The following is a 22,227-nucleotide window of genomic DNA, read 5'->3' on the forward strand; positions in this document are numbered from 1 at the left end:
TGTCAAAAGATTTCAATTATGTTTAGCGAACACGCATTTTCAATTTTCGAAGAGAGTATATCAAAATATCATGAGATTGATGATGTAAGTCAAGATTTTGAAAATCCTTATAAAGATACGGGTATAGATCATTTGCTTTATCGCAAAAATTGGATTGACACGGTACAATGGCATTATGAAGATATTATCCGTGATCCTAATATCGACCCTGTGGCAGCTTTAGCTTTAAAACGAAAAATTGACGCTAGCAATCAGGATCGTACGGATTTGGTGGAGTATGTTGATAGTTATTTTTTAAAAAAATACCAATCAGTAGAAATCAAAGAAGGAGCAACTATTAATACTGAAAGTCCGGCCTGGGCTATAGATCGCTTGTCCATTCTTGCATTAAAAATTTACCATATGCGAGAAGAAGCTGAACGACCAGACGCTGATGAAGCACACAAGGATTTGTGTAGCCAAAAATTGAGTGTACTATTGGAACAAAAGAAAGATCTCTCAACAGCCATAGATCAACTTATATCTGATATAGAATCGGGTGATAAATATATGAAAGTCTATAAGCAGATGAAAATGTATAATGATGAAGAACTAAACCCAGTACTTCGTGGTACAAAGTGAAAAATAATTCCTCACATATTTTAGTTATACGGCTTTCTGCTATGGGTGACGTTGCAATGACGGTACCAGTGCTTGCTGCTTTTTTCGAGAAATATCCAAATGTTAAGATTACAGTATTAACCCGTAAGTTTCTTGCACCAGTTTTTGAGCCATTTCCTAATGTTAGTGTTTTTGAAGCCGAGGTTAAAGGAAGGCATCAGGGTTTTTTAGGCTTATGGCGTTTATTCCGAGAACTAAAAAGTTTAAATATTGATGTAGTAGCCGATTTACACAATGTATTGCGAAGCAACATTTTAAAAAGCTTTTTTGCTTTCACAAGTATTCCTTTTGAGCAAATAGATAAGGGGCGATTGGAAAAAAAAGTGCTAACAGCTTTAAAGGGTGGGGAACTTAAAAATTCATTAAAATCAACACATCAGCGCTATGTTGATGTGTTCAGCAATTTGGGATTTTCTTTTGATTTGTCTCATGCAAAACCAATCGATGTTTTGATTACTTCGAATAAAGTTAAAGAACTAGTAAGTGGTGTTAGTAAAAAGAAAATTGGAATTGCACCTTTTGCAGCCTATAAAAGTAAAATGTATCCATTGGAATTTATGGAAGATGTAATTTGCGAGCTTAATAAAAGCAAAGCTTACCAGATTTTTTTCTTTGGAGGTGGAGCTACGGAAATTAAAGTGCTTCAAAATTTTGATACAACATATAAAAATGCGGTTAATTGTGCTGGTTTACTCACTTTTCAGGAAGAACTTCAGCTAATTTCAAAACTAGATATAATGGTTGCCATGGATAGTGGAAATGCTCATTTAGCTGCCAATTATGGGGTTCCAATACTTACTTTATGGGGTGTTACCCACCCCTATGCTGGTTTTTCTCCTTTTAATTTTGGTAAAAATGAAATGCTAATGGCCGATCGGTCTGTTTACCCATTAATTCCGACTTCAATTTATGGTAATAAGTTTCCTGAGGGTTATGAAAACGCAATGACAACTATATCACCTGCTGAGATTCTTCGAAATATCGAAAAAATATTACTGTCGAATTAGAATATAATTTATAGCGCTGGTTGTTTATTTTCTATTGATTTTAAAAACATTCTCAATTGTGACATAAATCTGTATTTACGAGCACTTGGCGCGGTTTCTACCATTAACGTACGAACACCCATAAAAGAACTCATTATAAATAGAGCTACACCTTCAGCATCTGCGTGACGATCAATATGACCTTCGAATTTACCACGTTGAATTACAGAAACGAGATTTACTTCCCAAATTCTTATAATGTCATTTAGGTGTTTCATTATTTTAGGATTTCTACCATTAAACTCAGAGATGAAGTTGCCAAGTACAAAGCCAAAATCCATTTCGTTATGCACGGCAGTTTCCAAGGCATTATCATAACACTGCATAATTAGATCGGAGGTATTTTCATGACCCTCTACAGGTTCAATCAACATGCTGTATACTTTTCTAACTAATAGGTTTTCTATAATTTGAATAAAGAAGTCTTCCTTTGATTCATAATGGTAATAAAAAGCACCTTTAGATAATTCTAATTTCTTTAATATATCGTCTATACTAGTATTGTAGTATCCATTTTTATAAAAAAGTTCAAGTCCTGTTACTTGCATTCTTTGCATGGTTGCCATGCGTTTTAAATTTTTCTGCATCATTTAATATTTAAGGTTAAACCGACCGATGAGTCATATATAAAACCTTTAAATTGTTGCTGTTTTGTTGCTAGATAGATGTGCGGTTAAAATAGTCGTTGAAAGGTAAGAAATTGGAATAATAGTGGTAGACTCGAAATGTTACAAACCGACGAGTCGGTCAAAGTTATCGTTCAAATGCAAAACGCCTTATTAATGCTATCTCATTGTATTAAATTCTCGGAAGTTATCGCATTCAAAAAGCTCAATAAGTTTGTTTTAAGGGTGCCAAAATTAGTATTTGCGCTCTAGCAAGTGATAGTTAATATGCTGTATTGGATTTTAGGTCACCTTTATAGGTTGGTGAAAATAGAAATTATAATAATTGAGAAATGTAACGGTAGAATAGTTGATGAACAAATTTGTACTATTAAATCGCCTCAGTAGCTTTCTTTACTTAATGACGTTACTATTAAATAAAATTAAATCGATTGGACAGTACACGACAGATATTTAATAGTATCCGAGTAAATATAGAAGTATCACTTTTTCTGTTTTAGGTATTCTTTTTCTTCACTAGCTAACATTGGTAGTCTTTCATCAATAACATCAACAAATAAATATTTGCTAACAGTGGTGTCAAAAATGTCTTTAGCAATATTGTACAGGTTTTTTGAGCAGTCATCCTCTTGGCTGATAAAAAGTTTAAGATCATAAAGGCAGTCAATGTCAAATAAGGTTGGAAGTAAGATATACTTTCTACCTTTTTCTTCCAGAATTTTTTGTACTTCACGAGTAATTGTCTGCGTTTGCCAAGATAATTTCTCAAATCGCTCTCTATTAAAATTAGAACGATGCATGCCTAAAAGATAAAAGCCACCATCAACTGATGGTCCTATTGTTGCATTGCCTTCCTGTAAAGTTCTAACTGCATCCAAAATAATTTCTGTTGATAAGCGAGGACTATCGTTTCCTATAGAGATAATATTTTCAAAACCTTGGTTAAAAACACTTTCAATAGCTTTACTATAGCGCTCACCAAAAGAATCTCCTTTTTGATGTTTATCATCAATTATGATATAAGGGAGACCGGTATTTTCTACCACTTCCAAAAAATGATCATTTAAAGCATCAAAAAGTTTTTCCCCATCTGAAATTGACTTGTGCTCAGCGTCCGTAATGGCCGAGCGTGTAAAAATCAAAATGGCTATTGATTGCGAAGAATTCTTACTCATTAGATTGTTGTTGTGCTAAAAATACGACATAAAATGTTTAATAGGTAATGAAATATTGACCAAACCTTACAATATTTTAACAATTATTACTACAAAATTGGTGCGTAAACTTACTTAAGGCCAGTTAGTTAATGATTAAAACGGAAATTAATCATATTTAAAATGGAAATCAAATATAAATTAGATGTAAGAATATTTAGTCGTTATTTAATGGTGCACATTCGCGTTTAAAAACTAAAGACATTAAATTAGTATTTGAAAAAATAGGTATGCGCTTAGAAGATCTTCAATCAAAAAAAATTGGTCTAGTACTATCGGGCGGAGGAGTAAAAGGCATTGCTCATATTGGCTTAATAAAGGCTTTAAATGAATTCGATATAAATGTGGATGTAATATCTGGTTCTAGCGCAGGAGCTTTGGTAGGAGCACTCTATGCTAATGGCAGTAGTGTTGAGCAAATGTTGTCTTTTTTTAAAGAAACACCTTTGGTTAAATACAACTTTTTAACTTTTGCTAAACCAGGTTTAATAGACACCGTTAAATATTATAATCTTTTTCTAAAACGATTTAACGAAGATTCTTTTCAAGCATTGAATAAAAAACTGTTCGTAACCGCAACAAATTTGCAGGAAGGTACGCAAAGGCAGTTTTATCGCGGAGAACTAATTAATACATTGTTAGCATCCGCTGCACTTCCACCAGTTTTTAGTCCTATTGAGATAGAAGGGCAATTGTATGCAGATGGCGGAATAATGAATAATTTTCCCGTAGAACCATTGATAGATGATTGTGAATTTATAATCGGGAGTAATGTAGGTACTATAGAGCAAATTCCAAAAAAGGCAATAAATTCATCATTAAAATTGGCGAATAGGGTAACATCGTTAATGATTTATGCAACATATAAGGCAAAGTTGCAGCATTGCAATTTAATCTTTGAACCGGAACAATTAGAAACCTTTGGAATATTAGATAAAAAAGGTATTGAGCGCGCCTTTACTATTGGTTACGACCATGCTATGAATATTTTAAATGAAAGCATTAAAAGTTAAACATCATCATAGTCAATCTTTACAGATGGCGTCGTTGCATGTGCTTGGCAAGTTAAAATTAAGCCCTCAGCAATTTCACTATCCGTTAAAATTTGATTTTTAACCATCTCTACTTTCCCTTCAGTTACTCTAGCAATACAACTACTACATACACCACCCTGACAAGAATAGGGCGCATCTATATTTTCTTTAAGTACAGCATCAAGAACAATTTCTTTTTTATCCATGGAGAAATTAAACTCCTCATCATCCAGAACAATGGTAACATCAGTTTTACCGGAAACGTTTTCAGGTAGTTCTTCTAAAATCTCAGTACTAGTAAATAATTCGTAATGAATTTTGTCTTCACTTATTTCATTTTCCTTTAAAGTATTGGAAACCAAGTTTATCATAGCCTCAGGACCACAAAGATAATAACCATCAAAATCGATGTCCTTATGTTTATTCTTTAAAGCATAATTAACTGTAGAAACATCAATACGACCAAAGAGAGAATTATCTTCGTGCGATTGGCTATTGGTAAAATAGATAAAAAACCGATTGGAATATTCTAATTGTAATTTCACCAAATCCGTATAAAACATGGTGTCTTTACTGGATTTGTTACCGTAAACCAGAACAAATGTGTTTTTAGGGTTGCTTGCTAAAACACTTTTTGCGATACTCATAATTGGAGTAATACCACTACCAGCGGCAAAAGCAGCAATATTAGTTTGATACGCTTTTCGCTTAAAAATAAAGCGTCCTTCCGGAGGCATTATTTCCAAACTATCACCAACAGCTAATTTAGTATTTGCATAATCAGAAAAACCGCCATTGTCTACTTTTTTAACACCAATTGTAAAACAGTCCTTTTTAGGATCAGAACTAATAGAATATGCTCTTCGTAATTCTTTGCCTTTAATCTCCTTTTTTATGGTGATATATTGTCCTGGAATAAAATCGAACGTTTGCAACAAATCTTTAGGAACCTCAAATGTGATTGCCACAGAACTAGAAGTCAAAGGTTTTACATGCTTTACGTTAAGCGAATGAAATTGTGCCATTACTATTATTTAAAAACGGATTGCAAAAATAGGCATTGGAAACACGAATTAAAATTTGAAAGGAAAAAATAATATATTCAAACCGCTAAAATGTACCAGTTTTAGTGCTATTTCTTCATTTTTGTGAAAAATAACCTTAAAATGTCCTTTTATAAGTTTTGGCATCGTCATAGGGTAAATAATTAATAACTTTTAAAAAATTTAAAACATGAAAGACTTTATGATGATTTTTATTGGAGCCGACTATCAAGAATTAGGATTGTCTCCAGAGCAATTGCAAGAACGAATGGGTAAATGGTTTGGCTGGAATGAGAAAATGGCGGCTCAAGGCATAGTTAAAGCAGGAGATGCATTGGTGCCAACGGTAAAACGAGTTATTGGTAAAGACAGAACTGTAAGTGATGGTCCTTTTGCAGACAGCAAAGAATTAATAGGTGGTTACTATATAGTTACCGCCGAAAATGCTGACGCGGTTGTTGAAATTGCACAAGATTATCCAGATTATGATTTAGGAGGCACAGTAGAAATTCGTGAAGTAATGGTTTTTAACCAGTAATTTATGGAGCATAAAATTATCGACCATCTTTTCAGGCATCATTATGGAAAGATGGTCGCTATTTTAACTAGATTTTTCGGACTCGCTCATATTCAAACTATTGAAGACGCCGTTCAAGATTCGTTTATAAAAGCAACTTTACAATGGCGTAATAAACTTCCAGATAATCCTGAAGCATGGTTAACTAAGGTAGCTAAGAATCGAACAATCGATTTATTGCGGAGTCTTAAATCAGAAAAAAATAGACATCAACAGATAAGTGCTGGCACAATTTCTATTCCAATTAGTGATTTATTTTTAGATCACGAAATAGAGGATAGTCAGTTGCGTATGATATTTGTCGCATGTCACCCAAATTTAAAACCACAAGAACAAATAGCATTTGCCTTAAAAACAATTTCAGGATTTAGCACCAAAGAAATTGCTGCAGCTCTATTAACACGTGAAGATGCAATTACAAAAAGACTTCAAAGAGCTAGAAAGTCAATTGTTGCAAACAATATTCAATTTGAATTTCCAGAACCACACGAACTACAGGGTCGACTTATACGGGTTATGGAAGTTATTTATCTAACCTTTAATGAAGGGTTTCACTCAACAAATACAGCTAATTTAATTCGCGAAGATTTGTGTGGTGAAGCAATTCGGTTGAGTAAATTGCTGTTAAGAAAGGAAAAATTTAGGTCTGGTAGTATGTATGCCCTATTTGCGCTGATGTGTTTTCATGCATCACGATTAGAAAGCAAAACAAATAATATAAATGAAATTGTAGATATTAGACATCAAGATCGAAGTAAATGGCATGCACCAATGATTGAATTGGCTAAAAATGCACTAACCAAGGCTACAGAATTTGATGATATATCAATTTATCATTTTGAGGCGGCAATTGCGTTAGAGCACGTAAAAGCTAGTACTTTCAGTGATACCAATTGGAATATTATCTTACATTATTATGATAAGCTCTATGAAATACAGCCAAATGATTTTACGCTTTTAAATAAAGCCATTGTTAACATACAATTGAATAAACTACAAGCAGCGAAAGAAATATTAGAAGCCATAAAATGCGACAAACTTGGTCAAAGGCAATATTTATATTTTGGATGTTGGGCAGAATACTATTCAAAAAAAGGCGATAAACTTACTGCGATTTCTTGTTATGAAAAGGCAATTGCCAATACATCAAATACTTTGGAAAAAGCTTATCTGAAAAAGAAAATGGACTTTTTAGGAACTACAAATTAAAAAATTATACCTAAAATTCTTATGCATAAGAAAATTATGCATATATTTAGTTTATCATATTGTTCAATTGCCAAGGCAAATGCTGCCAAAAACAAAGTGTTGGTATCAGTGTTTTCGCTTTTGCGGGATTAAAACAAGAATATTTGAATGGCAAACTCAAAATTATATAAAGGAAGTCTCAATACCATTATTCTAAAACTTTTAGAAGAAAAGGGGAAGATGTATGGCTACGAGATTACTCAAAAAGTAAAAGACCTTACCAAAGGCGAATTACAAATTACCGAAGGAGCATTATACCCAGCATTACATAAGTTGGAAGCAGAAGGTTTGTTAGATGTTGAGGTTGCAAAGGTTGATAATCGTTTACGCAAATATTATAAGCTAACAGAAAAAGGAGAAAAAGAAACCGTAAACCGTTTAGCAGAGCTTGAAGAGTTTATTAGAAGCATGCAGCAATTGGTAAATCCGAATTGGAGTATTCAATAAATTATATGAAATTAACCAAAGAAGACATAGTAAATATTGATAAGTATTTGATTAAAAAAGGAATCAAGTATATCGATATACGTTATGAATTAATTGATCATTTGGTTACCGAATATGAAGCCATTGAAAATTACCCTGACCTTGAATCTTTTCTTAGAAAAAGAACAGCATGGTGTAGAATAATTGCAGAAAAAAGAGCAAAATCAATTCATTGGGGTTATCAGAAGTCATTATTAAGAAGGGTCTTGTCTTTTTTTAAAACGCCTCTCTTTTATGGGGTGTTATTTGTATGGCTTTCAATTCTCATTTCTATTAAAGCAGAATATGGTTCTGTACTAATGAACAATAGTATGTTCTGGGTTTTTATAGGCGTTATAATATTCCAATATGTTGATATGATTTATTGGGGCATACGGTCAAAAAATGAAAGTAAGATGTTTTCGGTTTCTACATTAATTAATATTTATAGTCTACCAAATATATTTATTGGTGTTGTTGGAATTTTAGAACCAATATTTCAGACCCATTCGCATTACGCAACATTGTACTTTACAATTGCTTTAATCGTTAATATCGCTGCATTAATCGAAGTTAAAACAAAACGTAAAAGAGGTCTAAAGGAGTATGAATTTTTAAAATCTTCAATGACATGAAACTAACTAATCACCAATTACAAAAAATAGAAAGCCATTTAAACTTTACAGGGTTAACTCATTTAGATGTAAGAAATGAGGTCATAGATCATATGGCAACTGATATTGAAAAATCGATGGAAGAAACCAGTTTAGATTTCAATGGTGCTTTCGATACTGTTATTGGTAAATGGAAAAATGAGCTAGGCGGTTATTCTAGTTTTTGGTTGGGTGTTGCTTGGGTTGGCCCAAAGTTAATGATACAGAAAGCGGTTCAGAAAATTAAAAATATGTACTTAAGAACAATATTAGTAGCCGTCGTGATAATGGGTTTACTATATATTCTTTCTTTGTCTAACCTGTCTATGGTATATGAAGTATTGCGACTAGTAATAGGTTCTTTATACGCCGTTTTCTTAGGAGTTATTTTGTTTTTTCATTTTAGAATAAGGAGTTCAGGGTATCATACTTCTTTTAGATTCTTATACAAAACACATGCGGTAGGTTTTGCATTTATGTACCTTGGCTTTAATCCACTTATTGTAGGCTCCATTTTTATTTCAGCGGAACAATCGGATTTTATTTTATTGCTGTTTTTTCATTCATTATTGATTTCAAATGCATACAACTTTTATGATTTATATAAATCACATTTTGAAACTCAGAAATATATAGTTGCATGAAAATAACCACGGCAGATATACAATTCATTGATAATTATCTAAAGAATACAGACATTCAATATATAGATGTGCGAATGGAAATGCTAGACCATATCGCCACTGCAATTGAAAATGATATGCATGAAAATAACCGTTCTTTTTATGTTGCCTTTAAAGAGTATATGGTGTATAACAAAAAGCAATTAGAGAAAGATTACGAGCGCCTTAGGAAAGACCTACAAAAGAAATCATTTGGCATTTTAGGCAGAAAAATGCTAACACCACCATTTTTGGCTTTGTTTATTACATTGTTTGTACTGCTCTATTATTGGAGTCAATTTTTCGAGGTTACTTTTCCTTATTCTTATGTGATTTGGGGTTCGCTAATATTTTCATTGTTATTTTATTTGCTTGGCACGTTACCTAAACGAAAATATCGCATTTCAAGTTTAGAAATGTTGGTTTTTCCAATAGGACTTGGTGCTCATTTTGCTAATCTTTGTTTTAATTTCTCGAATACAGATTCCATTTATTTAAGTCGTTGGCTAATAGTACCAATGCTTTTAATTAGTTTCTTTCTTTGTGCCAATGCGGCCTTTTTAGTGCTCTTTTTTGAAAAACGAAAAGAAGTAAAACAAAAATTTATTTAGATGGTAGCAGCCGAAACCTACCCAGAATATAAATTTTTGTAAGCGTGTAACAATTTGGTGTCTATTGATACTAATCTAACAGAAAAACCACCAACCATGTTTAAACGTTTTGCCAGTCTACAATGGAAAGCTTTTTTTAGATCCTCTTCGCTAGGTAAAAGTCTCGCCATTAAAATTCTAATGGTATTTTTTGGAATTTATATGTTGGCCTGTTTAGTATTAATGGGTATTGGATTATTCTTTATTTTAAAAGAAGCCTTTCCAGGTGAAGACCCTATGCTTAAAGTGAGTTCGTTTTTTTTATACTGGATAATTGGTGAGCTTGTTTTTCGATATTTCATGCAAAAACTACCCGTAATAGATATTAAGCCGTTTTTAATAGTACCAGTAAAAAAAGATGCTATTGTACATTATGTATTGGGGCGTTCGGCTTTTTCATTCTTTAATTTTCTAGCTTTATTTTTATTTGTACCGTTTGGTATCGTGTTAATGGTGCAGGGATATCCGCCATTAAATGTTTTGGTTTGGTTGGTAGCAATAGCTTGTATTTCGCAGTCGATTAATTTTTTAAATTTCATCATTAATAAAAGCGATAAAGTCTTAATTGGCTTAGTGCTAGTGTTAGCGCTATTTTACGGGGTCGATTATTTTCAACTGTACCCTATTAAAGAACAATTTGGAAAGCTTTTTTACCAATTATATGAAAATCCAATTTGGGTAATAGTGCCTTTAGCAATTGCAATTTTAACCTACTATATAAATTACCGATATCTACGTAATAAGATTTATCTAGATGCTGCTGTTAAAGAAGTTGTGAAAGAAGCAAACGCTGCAGAATTGGGTTGGACGAAACGATTTGGAAGGATTGCACCTTTTTTACAGCTCGATTTAAAGTTGATATGGCGAAATAAACGAACTAAAACGCAGGTATTTATGTCGTTGTTAATCGTATTTTATGGGTTGTTTTTTTACACCCAAGATTCTTACGGAAGTACATCAGCAATGTTTGCCTTTGCTGGTATATTTATAACCGGCATATTTATGGTGAATTTTGGGCAATTTATTCCAGCTTGGGATAGCGCTTATTACAATATGTTAATGGCTCAGAATATACCAATGCGCAACTATTTAGATTCAAAAGCAGGTCTTATGTATGTAAGCATTGTTTGCATGTTCTTACTCTCAATACCCTATGTTTATTTTGGTTGGGAAATATTGGTTATCAATTTTGCATGTGCCCTTTATAATTTGGGTATAAATGTTCCGGTGGTCTTGTTTTTTGGATCGAAGAATAAAAAACGAATCGATTTACAAAAGAGTGCTTTAGGAAATATGCAAGGCGCAAGTGCGACGCAGTTTTTAATAATTATTCCATTAATGCTTATGCCATGCGTCACTTATTTTGTGATTAAGTACTTTGTTTCTTTTGAAGTGGCCATTGCTGTTTTGGCACTATTAGGAATAGTAGGCTTTGCTCTAAGAAATAAATTAATGGATAAAATTACCACCATTTATAGAACCAAAAAGTATGGAATGATTGCTGGGTTTAGCGAGAAAAATTAAAAGCATTTATTCAGTAGAAATTTTGAATTTGACACTTTAACTTTTATGATAACAGTACAGAATTTAACAAAGAAATACGGAAGTACTATAGTTTTAAACCTAGAGCTATTGGAAATTCCTAAAGGGCAAAGTTTCGGACTTGTAGGTAATAATGGTGCAGGTAAAACCACTTTTTTTAGCTTGCTCTTAGATTTAATTCAACCCACATCGGGTAGCATAGAGAATAATGAAATTTTAGTTAGTGAAAGCGAGGATTGGAAAGCCTTTACTTCATCTTTTATTGATGAATCTTTTCTTATTAGTTACCTCACTCCAGAAGAATACTTTTATTTTATCGGTGAATTAAGAGGTTGTAATAAAGCTGATGTTAATGCATTACTAGCCAATTTTGAGGATTTTTTTCATGGTGAAATTCTGAATCAGAAAAAATATTTACGGGATTTATCTAAAGGTAATCAGAAGAAAGCAGGTATTGTTGCCTCATTTATTGGTAATCCTGAAGTTGTAATTTTAGATGAACCTTTTGCTAATCTTGATCCAACTACTCAAATTAGGTTAAAAGCTATTATTAAAGATTTAGCGGATAAAAAAGGGGTTACCGTTTTGGTTTCTAGTCACGATTTAATTCATGTTACCGAAGTTTGCGAGCGGATTGTAGTTTTAAATAAAGGCGAAATTGTTAAGGATATAGAGACTTCAGCAGAAACTTTGCAAGAGCTCGAAGTCTTCTTTGGCAGTTCGATTGCACCAAAAGATGAAATTATCACCTCTGAGCAGGAGTAATTTTATTACTGCTTAATGATTTGAAGAAAGTACTCATTTTATTTACTTGTCAATTACATAATTGTTTTTTTAAAGAAGTTGTTAAGTCAGGCCATGAGATTGTTTATGGCTAAAGAAGTACAAAATAGTGGTATTAAGGGAATGAAAAATACTTAATATAAAAAAAGAGGCAATTATTAAATTGCCTCTTTTTTGGTGAGTTGTATATTATACGCAGACTTATAGGTCCTGATCCACATTTACCGTATTTGAATTACCCTCCAAGGTGCTTATCGCAGTTTGGCCGTCGCCTGTTGGTACCGTATCGGGTGTTTGTCTTAAATCTATGGTTTTACCTGTTAACATAGGGCTAATGCCTGCCAAATGAACTAGGAGACCATTAACACTGCTTAGATTAAGTTTATTTTCATCAAGTTCAATATTATTACCACCAATTGTTGCTAATGCTGGTGTTGTAAGTGCTTCTAATGAGCTATTATTGCTGATTTCTAATCTATCGTTCACTGATTCTAGTAACGGAATAGCAATACTTGTCAAGGCATCGTTATCCGAAAAATATAAATCATCCCCTATTGAGTTTAACAAAGGTAAACTGATGCTCGTTAAAAGGGGATTATCGTTAATTTGAATATCACCTCTTACGGATTCTAACAAGGGAAAATTAATGCTTGTTAAGGCATCGTTATATTCGAGGTACATGTCAGAACCAATTAATTTTAGCATGGGAAAATCGATACTCGTTAAGGCTAAATTATCATAAATTTCAATATACTCGTAAACTCGAGTAATATTGTCAAGTGAAAGCGTAGTCAACAATATGTTGTCTCCAATATATAAGTCTTCGCTCACACTAGTTACAGATGGTAGCATAACGCTGGTAAGCGCATCATTATCTTCAATGATTAAATCTATTAATTGCAAATCCTCGGTTATCGCACTAAAATCTAATGTAGTTAGTTCGGTTGTTTCTTCTACTCGAATGTATTGGGTATCACTCCCTACATCATTCAATATTTTTTCAGCTGCTTCGGCATCGGTAATGTCGCCCGTTAATATTAAATACGTCTTCCCTGAATTATCTACGCCATCCTCGCCGTCTGCACCATCCTCGCCGTCTGCACCATCAGCACCATCAGCTCCGTCTGCACCATCAACTCCGTCAATGCCATTTATTCCGTCAATACCATTTATTCCGTTAATGCCATCTTCAGGGCTACAACTTGTAATAGATGCTCCCATGAGTAAGGAAGTTAAAATCGAAAAAGTAATACTTGTTTTTTTGTTTATCATTTTGTTTTGTTTATTGGTTTGGTTGATAACGCAAGTTCTATACGCTTATTGTAGGAAATATCTTTCTATAGCAGTGCCCTTACTGAAAGATTGTGTAATTTTTATATAAGAAAAATAAATGGGATTTTTATGAGACGTATTTCTAAAGGAAGAAACAAATTGAAGATCAACTTGTTAGAAAAAAGCAGGTATATGTAGAGTGAATTATGTTCCTAAAATATTTTGTAAATACCTAGGTAAAAAAAAGAAATTATTTTTTTCATTTTTTAAAAAACCCACTCAGAATATATAATTATAAGGGTAACAAATCAAAAATGGAGCCTAGAAAGAACTTTGGTAGCTTAAAAAAATATATTGCTGAACAGGTGTTTGGAGTGAGTCACTTGGGTCAAAAGGTCCTTCCTAATTAGTATTTAAAAAAAAAGTAGTTGTTTTTACGTGTGGTATAAGTGGATAAATACAATACATTTTCAACATTTTAGTTGACAATAGTATTAATTGGAAAGAGCTAATTGAAAAACTCGTACCAAGCTATGTTCGGACCCTATAGTCTGTTTAGTATTACCAACGTTGAGGTAATACTGAGAGAACTTCGATAAAAGGCAAAAAACTGAGAATGAAAGGTTCATTTGCTTGAATTTATTTCTTCAATTTAGCAAGTAACAAACCGCTAAGTCGGTAAAAAGCCCGTTACTTCTTTGAGGTTGAATGCTTCCCGTGCCAAACAGTTCAACATTTAATCGACCAAATACATAATATTCCTGTTGTTTTTAAGTTTACCTATTATACGAAATAATAGAATATTGAACCTTCGAAATAAATTATTGTTACTGTGCATTTTTGCAGGATTAGCTTTTAATGCTTGCTCTACTAAAAAAGATGCATTTGTTAATCGAAATTGGCATGCACTTAATACTAAGTATAATGTACTATACAATGGTAATATTGCTTTTGATGAAGGTAGAGAACAATTGCATTTAGATTACAAAGATGATTACTGGGAAGTGCTACCTGTAGAACGACTAGAAGTTACTGAAGAAATTAAACTTGATTCTGAAGACAACAATCCTAATTTTATAATTGCTGAAGAAAAGGCAACGAAGGCCATACAAAAACATAGTATGGATATTAAAGATGAAGAGCGAAATCCACAAACCGATGAAGCTTTCCTTTTACTTGGTAAAGCACGTTATTTCGACCAAAGATATATTCCAGCACTAGAATCTTTTAATTACATCCTAAACAAATACACGTATAGCGATAAACTTAATGAAGCTCATATATGGCGTGAAAAAGTGAATATCCGACTTGAGAATGAAGAACTTGCAATAAAGAACTTTAAAAGGTTATTTAAGTTTGAAACCTTAAAAGATCAAGAGTATGCAGATGCTAGAGCAATGATGGCTCAAGCATATATAAATATTAAAGAGATTGATACCGCTGTACAGAACCTAAAAATTGCATCGTACTACACTAAAAAGAATCCAGAGAAAGGGAGATATTATTATATCATCGGGCAGTTGTATAATCAAATGGGGCATAAAGATAGTGCCAACTATGCTTTTGATAAGGTTATAGATTTAAACAGAAGGTCCCCTAGGGTATATATGATTAATGCGCACCTTCAAAAAATAATGAATACCGAAGTAACTCCAGAAAACGAGTTAGAGTTATTGGAGTATTTAACGGATCTTGAAGAAAATCGCGAGAATAGACCATTTTTAGATAAAATTTACCGTCAAATTGCCGAGTATCATTTAGAAAAAGAGAATGATAGTATGGCTATAGCTTATTTTAATAAGTCGTTGCGAGCAACACAAAATGAGCCAAAGTTAAATGCGCTTAATTATGAAAATTTAGCGGAATATAATTTTGACGAAAATGAATATAAAACTGCTGGTGCATATTATGATAGTGTACTTACCAATTTAAGGGAGAACACCAAAAAATTTCGGGCCACAAAAAAGAAATTTGACAATTTAGAAGATGTTATAAAGTACGAAGACATTGTGCAGTATGCTGACAGTGTTATAGGTTTGTATAATATGTCTGACGGAGATCAAGTTGCTTATTTTGAAAAGCATATAGCAGAATTAAAGCGAATTGAAGAAGAAGCTGCTAAAAAGGAAGAAAAGATTAGAAATGCAGGTTTTGCGGCATTTGGAGAAACTAAAGGTGGTAAGGAAAATAAAGGTAAATTTTATTTCTACAATATAACAAGTCTTGGATACGGTCAAACCGATTTTAGAACAAGATGGGGTGATCGTGAGTTGGAAGATGATTGGCGTTGGTCTAACAAAACCAAAATTGCCCCAAAAGCAACAGAAGGAAATGCTGTTACAGCAAATGATAGCTTAAATGCAGGGCCAACAAATGAAGAAATTTATTCTGTGGAATACTATTTAAATCAAATACCAATGGATGGTAAGATTATAGATAGTTTAAATACAGGTAGAAACTTTGCTAATTATCAATTGGGATTAATATATAAGGAGAAATTTAAAGAGAATGTATTAGCTGCTGGAAAATTAGAAGATGTTTTAGACTCTAAGCCAGAAGAACGATTGATACTTCCTTCAAAATATAATCTTTATAAAATATATGAAGAACAAGGCAGTCCTTTAGCGGCCGAAATGAAGAATAATATTATTACCAATCATTCCGATTCTCGTTATGCTGAAATACTCTTAAATCCACAAGCTGTTTTAGCCAATAGTGGCGACAGTCCAGATGCTAGATATGAGGCTTTGTATAAAAAATATAGAGACCAACAGTTTTTAGAAACTATTACAGGTGCAGAAGAAAACATTAATAAATATACGGGAGATCCAATTGTGCCAAAATTTGAGATGTTGAAGGCAAATGCGTTGGGCAGGTTAAATGGATTTGAGGCATTTAAGGAAGCTTTGAATTATGTAGCATTGACTTATCCTAATAATCCAGAAGGTAAAAAGGCTGAAAAAATGATTTCTGAGCAATTGCCTAAACTAGCTGAAAAAGACTTTCCTTCGAGCGCAGTGGTAAAAGGAGCTGGTAATTGGAAGGTGATGTATCCGTATAAAAGATCTGATAACGAGAGTGCTTTGGCTTTGAAAGAAAAGCTAGAGTTGGCAATTGAAGATTTAAATTACAAAAACCTTGTTTCGAAAGATATTTACGATTTAGAAAACCAATTTATAGTAGTGCATGGTTTTAAGTCTAAAGATTATGCATTAGGCTTTGATGAGTTGTTAAAAATTAACAAGAAATACAAGATTAATGAGAAGAATTTTGTTATTTTATCATCGCACTACAAAATAATACAAGTACATAAAAACTTACAAGAATATAAGGACTACATGTTAACCCCAAAACCATAAATAATGTTTTCAGATAAACAAAAACCTAGAAATATGAATGAGATCGGCGGACAACCCAATAGAATAGAAAAAAACACTAGAATTAAAGGTGATATCGTTTCTGAAGCAGATTTCAGAATAGACGGAAAATTAGACGGAAATTTAAAAACTACTGGTAAAGTAGTGATAGGAAAAGACGGGCTAATAAAAGGTAAAGTAGAGTGTGTAAATGCAGATATCGATGGTAGCTTTAATGGCGAGTTAATTGTGTCTGATTTATTATCATTAAAATCTTCAGCTGTAATTGAGGGTACGGTTACCGTAACTAAATTAGCAGTAGAACCAGGAGCAGCTTTTAATGCATCTTGTTCAATGAAAGGAAGAGGAGGGTCAACAGCATCTTCTAGTGCCACATCATCTTCAAGTGGCTTTAAATCTTCTTTTGGTAGTTCAAACTCAGGAAGTGAAAAAGCAAAAGCCTCTTAAGAAAAAAAGTAATCTGAAAAATGTGGCATTGCTTTCGGGCATTGGCATTGAAATGGGTGCGATAATATTTTTAGCAGCTAAAGGAGGTCTTTGGCTCGATTCGCATTATCAAACTGAAAAAAGAATTTTTACAGCAATTGCCACACTAATTGGTGTGGCAATTGCTATTTGGGTAGTTTTGCGTCAGTTAAAACGAATTAAGTATTGATGCTAAAAATAAATCCAGTAGTACAATTTGTTCTTCTCTTATTATTTACGTTAATCGTTGTTTTTGTTATACACACGTATTGTTTAGAAAATATGGGCCTACCTGTTTTCGGAAACAAAATACAACTATCATATATTGTGAATGCTTCACTAGCTCTTATTATTTACCTTTCGCTATATTATTTTAGATTTAAACTTAAGGACTATATCGGGTTTCTTTTTATGGCTGGTAGTTTTATAAAGTTCATTTTCTTTTTCATTCTTTTTTATCCTGCATATAAAATGGATGGAGAAATGAGTAGGTTGGAATTCGCTGCATTCTTTATACCCTATGTTATTTGTCTTTTTTATGAAACTATTTATATGGCTAAAATGCTTCGAAATCTAAAATAATTCCTCGTATTGTTGATGCTTCTAAGGGCTTAAAAATAAAGATTTAAAATGCTTTTTTCTTTCTAGAAGAATGCCGTACATTTGCAGCGATTTTTAGAGACCGATATTTTTGAGCAATATGCGCATAAACTTTACGAAATTCCTTTTGGTAGCAGCACTCCTCTTAAGTGCTAGTTCATTTGCTAAAGAAGTAAGCACTTCTGACGACCCAAAAAAAGACCTCAAAACTGAAATTAAGGAGTATGTTCAGCATCACCTTAAAGACTCGCATGATTTTTCATTGTATTCATATACTAATGAACAACACGAGCATGTTTATGTAGGCTTTCCGCTTCCAGTCATATTGTGGGATAATGGTTTAAAAGTATTTTCATCTTCAAAGTTTCATCACGGTGAGGAGATTGCTGAGGTAGATGGTAATTACTATAAGTTATACCATAGTAAAATTTACAAGACGGATGCAGAAGGTACTATCAATTATGATGAGGCGCATCACCCAATAAACGAAAAGCCTATAGATTTTTCAATTACAAAAAGTGTAGTGATGATTTTTGTCACGTGTTTATTGATGTTTTTCTTGTTTAGTGGTTTAGCTAAGTCTTATGGGAAAAACGGAGGGATACCTACTGGTGCTGGTCGATTTTTTGAGCCTATTATTCTTTATATAAGAGATGACATTGCAAGACCTAACATTGGTGAGGAAAAGTATAAGAAATACATGCCGTACTTATTATCCATATTTTTCTTCATATGGTTCTTAAACATTTTTGGGTTAACGCCATTAGGTGTAAATGTTACTGGAAACATTGCCATAACCTTTGCATTGGCACTGCTAACTTTTCTATTTACCAATTTTACTGGAACAAAAGATTATTGGAAGCATATTTTTGATCCATTAGGAAATACACTTCCTTGGTATGGTAAACTTCTTTTATATCCGATATTAATCCCAATTGAAGTATTGGGGATTTTTATTAAGCCATTCTCATTGCTAATTCGATTGTATGCAAACATGCAGGCGGGACATATAGTATTGATGAGCTTAATTGGGTTGATGTTTATTTTTAAAAGTTGGTTAGGAAGTTCGTTATCGTTCGGTTTGGCTTTTGCTATATCTTTAATAGAGGTTTTAGTAGCCTTATTGCAGGCATATATTTTCACAATGTTATCAGCGTTGTATTTTGGATTTGCGAGTGAAACGCATGAGCATGCAGAAGAGCATGAAGGCGAAGTACAACATTTATAATATTAATTTTATTGACATTAAAGTGTCAATTGTAAGATTGAATTTTTAATTTTTAAACTATATATATTATGGAGATTCCAGTAATGGTAGGTGCAGGTTTAGTTGTAATCGGTGTTGGTATCGGTATCGGTAAAATTGGTGGTTCAGCAATGGACGCTATTGCACGTCAGCCAGAAGCTTACGGAAAGATTCAGACAGCGATGTTAATTGCTGCTGCACTTATTGAAGGTATTGGATTTGCTGCATTATTTGCAGTATAATTCTATGTTCTTAAGTAACAGTTGCAACGGTTGGTTGTAGCTGTTACTTTATTTTAAAAATTAAGAGTTTTATAAAGTAATTAGAAATGGAAAAATTAATAGAAGAGTTTTCTTTTGGACTATTTTTTTGGCAAACATTGTTGTTTGGCTTACTACTTTTTTTATTGTGGAAATTCGCATGGAAGCCAATTTTAGGAGCTGTTAACGAGCGAGAAGATGGTATCAAAGATGCATTAGCTGCAGCTGAAGAGGCTAAAAAAGAAATGCAAAATGTTACTGCTGATAGCGAGAAGCTGTTAAAAGAAGCAAGAGCTGAGCGTGAAGCTATGATGAAAGATGCCCGCGACATGAAAAACAAAATTGTTGAAGACGCCAAAGAAGCAGCTAATGTGGAAGCTGATAAAATGATTAAGCAGGCCCAAGCGACAATTGAAAGTGAAAAGAAAGCTGCAGTGGCTGATATTAAAAGTCAGGTAGCTAACCTTTCTGTGGAGATAGCTGAAAAAGTGATTAAAGAACAACTTTCTAACAAAGACAAGCAATTGAAATTGGTTGATGAAATGTTGGGTGATATCAAATTGAACTAAGAATGGGTAATTCAAGAGCAGCCATACGTTACGCAAAAGCGATTTTAGATTTAGCAGTTGATAATAAAGCAACAAGCGCTATTGAAAATGATATGCGTTCAATTGTTGCAACCATTGCTGATAGTTCTGAATTACGTGAGATGTTAGCAAGTCCTGTAATTAAAGGTTCAGATAAAAAGCAAGTGCTTTCAGAAGTTTTTAAAGGAAGTCATGCCATATCGGAAGGCTTAATTACGATGTTAGTAGACAACAAAAGAGTGTCTTTATTAAATGAAGTCGCGGAAAAGTTTATCATTCTAAATGAGCAGTTAAAAGGCGAAGGTGTAGCGCACGTTACTACCGCTGTTCCGTTAACTGCTGAAATGGAAAAGAAAATTTTAAATAAAGTTGAAAGTATGACTGGTAATAAAGTGGTGCTTGAAAACAAAATTGACGAGAGTATTGTTGGTGGTTTTATTCTTAGAGTAGGCGATTTACAATATGATGCTAGTATAGCAAATAAATTAAGTAGTTTAAAGCGAGAATTCGCAACGAGTTTATAATAATTAAGGCAAAGACGCCTAAGACTTATATCTAGAAAAATGGCAGGAGTAAAAGCCGCTGAGGTATCAGCAATCTTAAAAAAACAATTATCAGGTTTCAAGGCTGAAGCCTCTTTAGACGAGGTGGGTACAGTATTGCAAGTTGGTGATGGTATTGCCCGTGTATACGGACTATCTAATGTGCAATATGGTGAATTAGTTGAATTCGAAGGTGGCCTAGAAGGTATTGTACTTAACTTGGAAGAAGATAACGTTGGTGTTGTACTATTAGGTCCTTCTCGAGGAGTTAGCGAGGGTGCTGTAGTAAAACGTACACAACGTATAGCTTCACTTAAAGTTGGTGAAGGTATTGTTGGTCGTGTTGTTGATACACTAGGTAATCCTATCGATGGTAAAGGTCCTATTGCTGGTGATACATATGAAATGCCACTAGAGCGTAAAGCGCCAGGTGTAATTTTCCGTGAGCCAGTTACCGAGCCATTACAGAGTGGTATTAAGGCAATTGATGCCATGATTCCAGTAGGTAGAGGTCAACGTGAACTTGTTATTGGTGACCGTCAAACTGGTAAAACAACGGTTTGTATTGATACCATCTTAAATCAAAAAGAATTTTACGATGCAGGTGAGCCTGTTTATTGTATATATGTAGCTATTGGTCAAAAAGCTTCTACTGTTGCAGGTATTGCAAAAGTATTAGAAGATAAAGGGGCATTAGCTTACACAACTATAGTTGCTGCCAACGCATCTGATCCTGCTCCAATGCAGGTATATGCTCCAATGGCAGGTGCTTCTATTGGTGAGTATTTCCGTGATACTGGTCGTCCAGCATTAATTATTTATGATGATTTATCAAAGCAAGCGGTAGCTTATCGTGAAGTATCACTTTTATTAAGAAGACCACCGGGTCGTGAAGCATATCCTGGTGATGTATTCTACCTTCACTCTAGATTATTAGAGCGTGCTGCAAAAGTTATCAATGATGATGAAATTGCAAAGAACATGAACGATTTGCCAGAAGTTTTAAAACCAATGGTAAAAGGTGGTGGTTCGTTAACAGCACTTCCAATTATTGAAACACAAGCGGGTGACGTTTCTGCTTATATTCCTACCAACGTAATTTCGATTACAGATGGTCAAATTTTCTTAGAACAAGATTTATTCAACCAAGGTGTAAGACCAGCGATTAACGTGGGTATTTCTGTATCTCGTGTTGGTGGTAACGCTCAGATTAAATCAATGAAGAAAGTTGCTGGTACATTGAAACTGGATCAGGCACAGTTCCGTGAGTTAGAAGCATTTGCTAAGTTCGGTTCAGATTTAGATGCGGCAACATTAAACGTTATTGAAAAAGGACGAAGAAACGTTGAAATCTTAAAGCAAGCACAAAACGATCCGTTTACTGTAGAAGATCAGGTTGCAATTATTTATGCAGGTTCTAAAAACTTGTTACGTGATGTGCCCGTTGAAAAAGTAAAAGAATTTGAACGTGATTATATCGAATTCTTGAATGCTAAGCATAGAGGTGTATTAGATACTTTGAAATCAGGAAAATTGACTGATGAGGTAATTGATACATTAACAGTAGTAGCAAAGGATCTTTCAGCGAAGTATAAAGGGTAAAAGATAGTAACTAGTAAAAAGTATTGAGTGTTATAACTTGATGCTTTTTACTAGATACTTAATACTATATAGT

24 protein-coding genes are annotated in these 22,227 nt (G+C 33.5%); 20 read left to right on the forward strand and 4 right to left on the reverse strand.

Annotated elements, in window-relative coordinates; all coding sequences use genetic code 11:
- The first annotated feature begins 18 nt into the window (after window positions 1-18).
- Together ABJF52_RS13675 and ABJF52_RS13680 are read left to right on the forward strand one after the other, a co-directional pair.
- Window positions 19-621: a DUF4254 domain-containing protein gene (locus tag ABJF52_RS13675; RefSeq protein ID WP_348151269.1), complete on the forward strand. Its 603-nt coding sequence runs from the start codon at window positions 19-21 to the stop codon at window positions 619-621.
- Window positions 618-1,667, forward strand: coding sequence for a glycosyltransferase family 9 protein (locus tag ABJF52_RS13680; RefSeq protein ID WP_348151272.1), 1,050 nt, complete (start codon window positions 618-620; stop codon window positions 1,665-1,667). The genes ABJF52_RS13675 and ABJF52_RS13680 overlap by 4 nt, the downstream gene beginning before the upstream one ends.
- Before the next feature lie 8 nt (window positions 1,668-1,675).
- On the opposite strand, the gene ABJF52_RS13685 is transcribed toward ABJF52_RS13680, so the two are convergent.
- Together ABJF52_RS13685 and ABJF52_RS13690 are read right to left on the reverse strand one after the other, a co-directional pair.
- Entirely contained in the window at window positions 1,676-2,296 is a 621-nt protein-coding gene (locus ABJF52_RS13685; RefSeq protein ID WP_348151275.1) for a TetR/AcrR family transcriptional regulator, read from the reverse strand.
- A gap of 518 nt (window positions 2,297-2,814) precedes the next feature.
- Window positions 2,815-3,507 (reverse strand): DUF2064 domain-containing protein, encoded by a 693-nt coding sequence (locus ABJF52_RS13690; RefSeq protein ID WP_348151278.1) that lies wholly within the window; start codon window positions 3,505-3,507, stop codon window positions 2,815-2,817.
- A 269-nt stretch (window positions 3,508-3,776) separates the two neighbouring features.
- Between ABJF52_RS13690 and ABJF52_RS13695 the strand changes: the two genes are divergently transcribed.
- Entirely contained in the window at window positions 3,777-4,559 is a 783-nt protein-coding gene (locus ABJF52_RS13695; RefSeq protein ID WP_348151280.1) for a patatin-like phospholipase family protein, read from the forward strand.
- On the opposite strand, the gene ABJF52_RS13700 is transcribed toward ABJF52_RS13695, so the two are convergent.
- Entirely contained in the window at window positions 4,556-5,605 is a 1,050-nt protein-coding gene (locus tag ABJF52_RS13700; protein ID WP_348151283.1) for a ferredoxin--NADP reductase, read from the reverse strand. The two genes, ABJF52_RS13695 and ABJF52_RS13700, sit on opposite strands and share 4 nt — an antisense overlap.
- 208 nt (window positions 5,606-5,813) lie before the next feature.
- Here ABJF52_RS13700 and ABJF52_RS13705 point away from each other — a divergent pair, with 208 nt between their 5' ends.
- The 8 genes from ABJF52_RS13705 to ABJF52_RS13740 all read left to right on the forward strand — a co-directional run bounded on the left by ABJF52_RS13705 (window position 5,814) and on the right by ABJF52_RS13740 (window position 12,185).
- Complete coding sequence (locus ABJF52_RS13705; RefSeq protein ID WP_348151286.1) at window positions 5,814-6,161, forward strand: YciI family protein; 348 nt, start codon at window positions 5,814-5,816, stop codon at window positions 6,159-6,161.
- Between the two features lie 3 nt (window positions 6,162-6,164).
- Entirely contained in the window at window positions 6,165-7,409 is a 1,245-nt protein-coding gene (locus ABJF52_RS13710; protein ID WP_348151288.1) for a sigma-70 family RNA polymerase sigma factor, read from the forward strand.
- Window positions 7,410-7,556: 147 nt separating this feature from the next.
- Window positions 7,557-7,895 carry a helix-turn-helix transcriptional regulator gene (locus tag ABJF52_RS13715; RefSeq protein ID WP_348151290.1) on the forward strand — a complete coding sequence of 113 codons (339 nt, stop codon included), beginning with the start codon at window positions 7,557-7,559 and terminating at the stop codon, window positions 7,893-7,895.
- Between the two features lie 5 nt (window positions 7,896-7,900).
- Window positions 7,901-8,548 carry a hypothetical protein gene (locus ABJF52_RS13720; RefSeq protein ID WP_348151293.1) on the forward strand — a complete coding sequence of 216 codons (648 nt, stop codon included), beginning with the start codon at window positions 7,901-7,903 and terminating at the stop codon, window positions 8,546-8,548.
- Window positions 8,545-9,210, forward strand: coding sequence for a hypothetical protein (locus ABJF52_RS13725; protein WP_348151296.1), 666 nt, complete (start codon window positions 8,545-8,547; stop codon window positions 9,208-9,210). Before ABJF52_RS13720 ends, ABJF52_RS13725 begins: the two co-directional genes overlap by 4 nt.
- Window positions 9,207-9,839, forward strand: coding sequence for a hypothetical protein (locus ABJF52_RS13730; RefSeq protein WP_348151299.1), 633 nt, complete (start codon window positions 9,207-9,209; stop codon window positions 9,837-9,839). Before ABJF52_RS13725 ends, ABJF52_RS13730 begins: the two co-directional genes overlap by 4 nt.
- A 96-nt stretch (window positions 9,840-9,935) precedes the next feature.
- Complete coding sequence (locus ABJF52_RS13735) at window positions 9,936-11,402, forward strand: DUF5687 family protein (RefSeq protein ID WP_348151302.1); 1,467 nt, start codon at window positions 9,936-9,938, stop codon at window positions 11,400-11,402.
- Window positions 11,403-11,447: 45 nt separating this feature from the next.
- Complete coding sequence (locus ABJF52_RS13740) at window positions 11,448-12,185, forward strand: ABC transporter ATP-binding protein (RefSeq protein WP_348151304.1); 738 nt, start codon at window positions 11,448-11,450, stop codon at window positions 12,183-12,185.
- Between the two features lie 219 nt (window positions 12,186-12,404).
- Here the strand turns inward: ABJF52_RS13740 and ABJF52_RS13745 are convergent, their stop codons facing one another.
- The gene (locus ABJF52_RS13745; protein ID WP_348151307.1) at window positions 12,405-13,475 is read right to left on the reverse strand and encodes a hypothetical protein; all 1,071 of its coding nucleotides are present in this window, start codon (window positions 13,473-13,475) and stop codon (window positions 12,405-12,407) included.
- Window positions 13,476-14,278: 803 nt separating this feature from the next.
- Between ABJF52_RS13745 and ABJF52_RS13750 the strand changes: the two genes are divergently transcribed.
- From ABJF52_RS13750 to atpA, 9 genes are all read left to right on the forward strand, one after another.
- The gene (locus tag ABJF52_RS13750) at window positions 14,279-16,834 is read left to right on the forward strand and encodes a hypothetical protein (protein WP_348151309.1); all 2,556 of its coding nucleotides are present in this window, start codon (window positions 14,279-14,281) and stop codon (window positions 16,832-16,834) included.
- A gap of 3 nt (window positions 16,835-16,837) precedes the next feature.
- On the forward strand, window positions 16,838-17,299 hold the full coding sequence (locus tag ABJF52_RS13755; RefSeq protein WP_348151311.1) for a polymer-forming cytoskeletal protein: 462 nt from the start codon (window positions 16,838-16,840) through the stop codon (window positions 17,297-17,299).
- Window positions 17,277-17,507 carry an AtpZ/AtpI family protein gene (locus tag ABJF52_RS13760; RefSeq protein ID WP_348151314.1) on the forward strand — a complete coding sequence of 77 codons (231 nt, stop codon included), beginning with the start codon at window positions 17,277-17,279 and terminating at the stop codon, window positions 17,505-17,507. Before ABJF52_RS13755 ends, ABJF52_RS13760 begins: the two co-directional genes overlap by 23 nt.
- Complete coding sequence (locus ABJF52_RS13765; RefSeq protein WP_348151316.1) at window positions 17,507-17,899, forward strand: DUF6168 family protein; 393 nt, start codon at window positions 17,507-17,509, stop codon at window positions 17,897-17,899. Before ABJF52_RS13760 ends, ABJF52_RS13765 begins: the two co-directional genes overlap by 1 nt.
- A gap of 118 nt (window positions 17,900-18,017) precedes the next feature.
- On the forward strand, window positions 18,018-19,145 hold the full coding sequence (gene atpB / locus ABJF52_RS13770) for a F0F1 ATP synthase subunit A (protein ID WP_348151319.1): 1,128 nt from the start codon (window positions 18,018-18,020) through the stop codon (window positions 19,143-19,145).
- A gap of 68 nt (window positions 19,146-19,213) precedes the next feature.
- A complete protein-coding gene (atpE, locus tag ABJF52_RS13775) occupies window positions 19,214-19,405 on the forward strand; it encodes an ATP synthase F0 subunit C (protein ID WP_091865249.1) in 192 nt (63 codons plus the stop codon).
- 86 nt (window positions 19,406-19,491) lie between these two features.
- On the forward strand, window positions 19,492-19,992 hold the full coding sequence (locus ABJF52_RS13780; RefSeq protein WP_348151320.1) for a F0F1 ATP synthase subunit B: 501 nt from the start codon (window positions 19,492-19,494) through the stop codon (window positions 19,990-19,992).
- 2 nt (window positions 19,993-19,994) lie between these two features.
- Complete coding sequence (gene atpH / locus ABJF52_RS13785; RefSeq protein ID WP_348151322.1) at window positions 19,995-20,534, forward strand: ATP synthase F1 subunit delta; 540 nt, start codon at window positions 19,995-19,997, stop codon at window positions 20,532-20,534.
- Between the two features lie 39 nt (window positions 20,535-20,573).
- Entirely contained in the window at window positions 20,574-22,154 is a 1,581-nt protein-coding gene (gene atpA, locus ABJF52_RS13790) for a F0F1 ATP synthase subunit alpha (RefSeq protein WP_348151324.1), read from the forward strand.
- Window positions 22,155-22,227: the final 73 nt, after the last annotated feature.

Origin of the sequence: Aurantibacter sp. (assembly GCF_039941195.1) — a bacterium.
Classification (GTDB): Bacteria; Bacteroidota; Bacteroidia; order Flavobacteriales; family Flavobacteriaceae; genus Aurantibacter_A.

What these genes read in the sequence shown, in the direction of transcription:
- ABJF52_RS13695 (WP_348151280.1), top strand. Translation starts at nt 3,777, where the DNA reads ATGCGCTTAGAAGATCTTCAATCAAAAAAAATTGGTCTAGTACTATCG.
- ABJF52_RS13755 (WP_348151311.1), top strand. Translation starts at nt 16,838, where the DNA reads ATGTTTTCAGATAAACAAAAACCTAGAAATATGAATGAGATCGGCGGA.
- ABJF52_RS13730 (WP_348151299.1), top strand. Translation starts at nt 9,207, where the DNA reads ATGAAAATAACCACGGCAGATATACAATTCATTGATAATTATCTAAAG.
- atpH (WP_348151322.1), top strand. Translation starts at nt 19,995, where the DNA reads ATGGGTAATTCAAGAGCAGCCATACGTTACGCAAAAGCGATTTTAGAT.
- ABJF52_RS13675 (WP_348151269.1), top strand. Translation starts at nt 19, where the DNA reads ATGTTTAGCGAACACGCATTTTCAATTTTCGAAGAGAGTATATCAAAA.
- atpB (WP_348151319.1), top strand. Translation starts at nt 18,018, where the DNA reads ATGCGCATAAACTTTACGAAATTCCTTTTGGTAGCAGCACTCCTCTTA.
- atpA (WP_348151324.1), top strand. Translation starts at nt 20,574, where the DNA reads ATGGCAGGAGTAAAAGCCGCTGAGGTATCAGCAATCTTAAAAAAACAA.
- ABJF52_RS13705 (WP_348151286.1), top strand. Translation starts at nt 5,814, where the DNA reads ATGAAAGACTTTATGATGATTTTTATTGGAGCCGACTATCAAGAATTA.
- ABJF52_RS13710 (WP_348151288.1), top strand. Translation starts at nt 6,165, where the DNA reads ATGGAGCATAAAATTATCGACCATCTTTTCAGGCATCATTATGGAAAG.
- ABJF52_RS13725 (WP_348151296.1), top strand. Translation starts at nt 8,545, where the DNA reads ATGAAACTAACTAATCACCAATTACAAAAAATAGAAAGCCATTTAAAC.
- ABJF52_RS13720 (WP_348151293.1), top strand. Translation starts at nt 7,901, where the DNA reads ATGAAATTAACCAAAGAAGACATAGTAAATATTGATAAGTATTTGATT.
- ABJF52_RS13685 (WP_348151275.1), bottom strand. Translation starts at nt 2,296, where the DNA reads ATGATGCAGAAAAATTTAAAACGCATGGCAACCATGCAAAGAATGCAA.
- ABJF52_RS13735 (WP_348151302.1), top strand. Translation starts at nt 9,936, where the DNA reads ATGTTTAAACGTTTTGCCAGTCTACAATGGAAAGCTTTTTTTAGATCC.
- ABJF52_RS13745 (WP_348151307.1), bottom strand. Translation starts at nt 13,475, where the DNA reads ATGATAAACAAAAAAACAAGTATTACTTTTTCGATTTTAACTTCCTTA.
- ABJF52_RS13700 (WP_348151283.1), bottom strand. Translation starts at nt 5,605, where the DNA reads ATGGCACAATTTCATTCGCTTAACGTAAAGCATGTAAAACCTTTGACT.
- ABJF52_RS13690 (WP_348151278.1), bottom strand. Translation starts at nt 3,507, where the DNA reads ATGAGTAAGAATTCTTCGCAATCAATAGCCATTTTGATTTTTACACGC.
- ABJF52_RS13765 (WP_348151316.1), top strand. Translation starts at nt 17,507, where the DNA reads ATGCTAAAAATAAATCCAGTAGTACAATTTGTTCTTCTCTTATTATTT.
- atpE (WP_091865249.1), top strand. Translation starts at nt 19,214, where the DNA reads ATGGAGATTCCAGTAATGGTAGGTGCAGGTTTAGTTGTAATCGGTGTT.
- ABJF52_RS13715 (WP_348151290.1), top strand. Translation starts at nt 7,557, where the DNA reads ATGGCAAACTCAAAATTATATAAAGGAAGTCTCAATACCATTATTCTA.
- ABJF52_RS13740 (WP_348151304.1), top strand. Translation starts at nt 11,448, where the DNA reads ATGATAACAGTACAGAATTTAACAAAGAAATACGGAAGTACTATAGTT.
- ABJF52_RS13780 (WP_348151320.1), top strand. Translation starts at nt 19,492, where the DNA reads ATGGAAAAATTAATAGAAGAGTTTTCTTTTGGACTATTTTTTTGGCAA.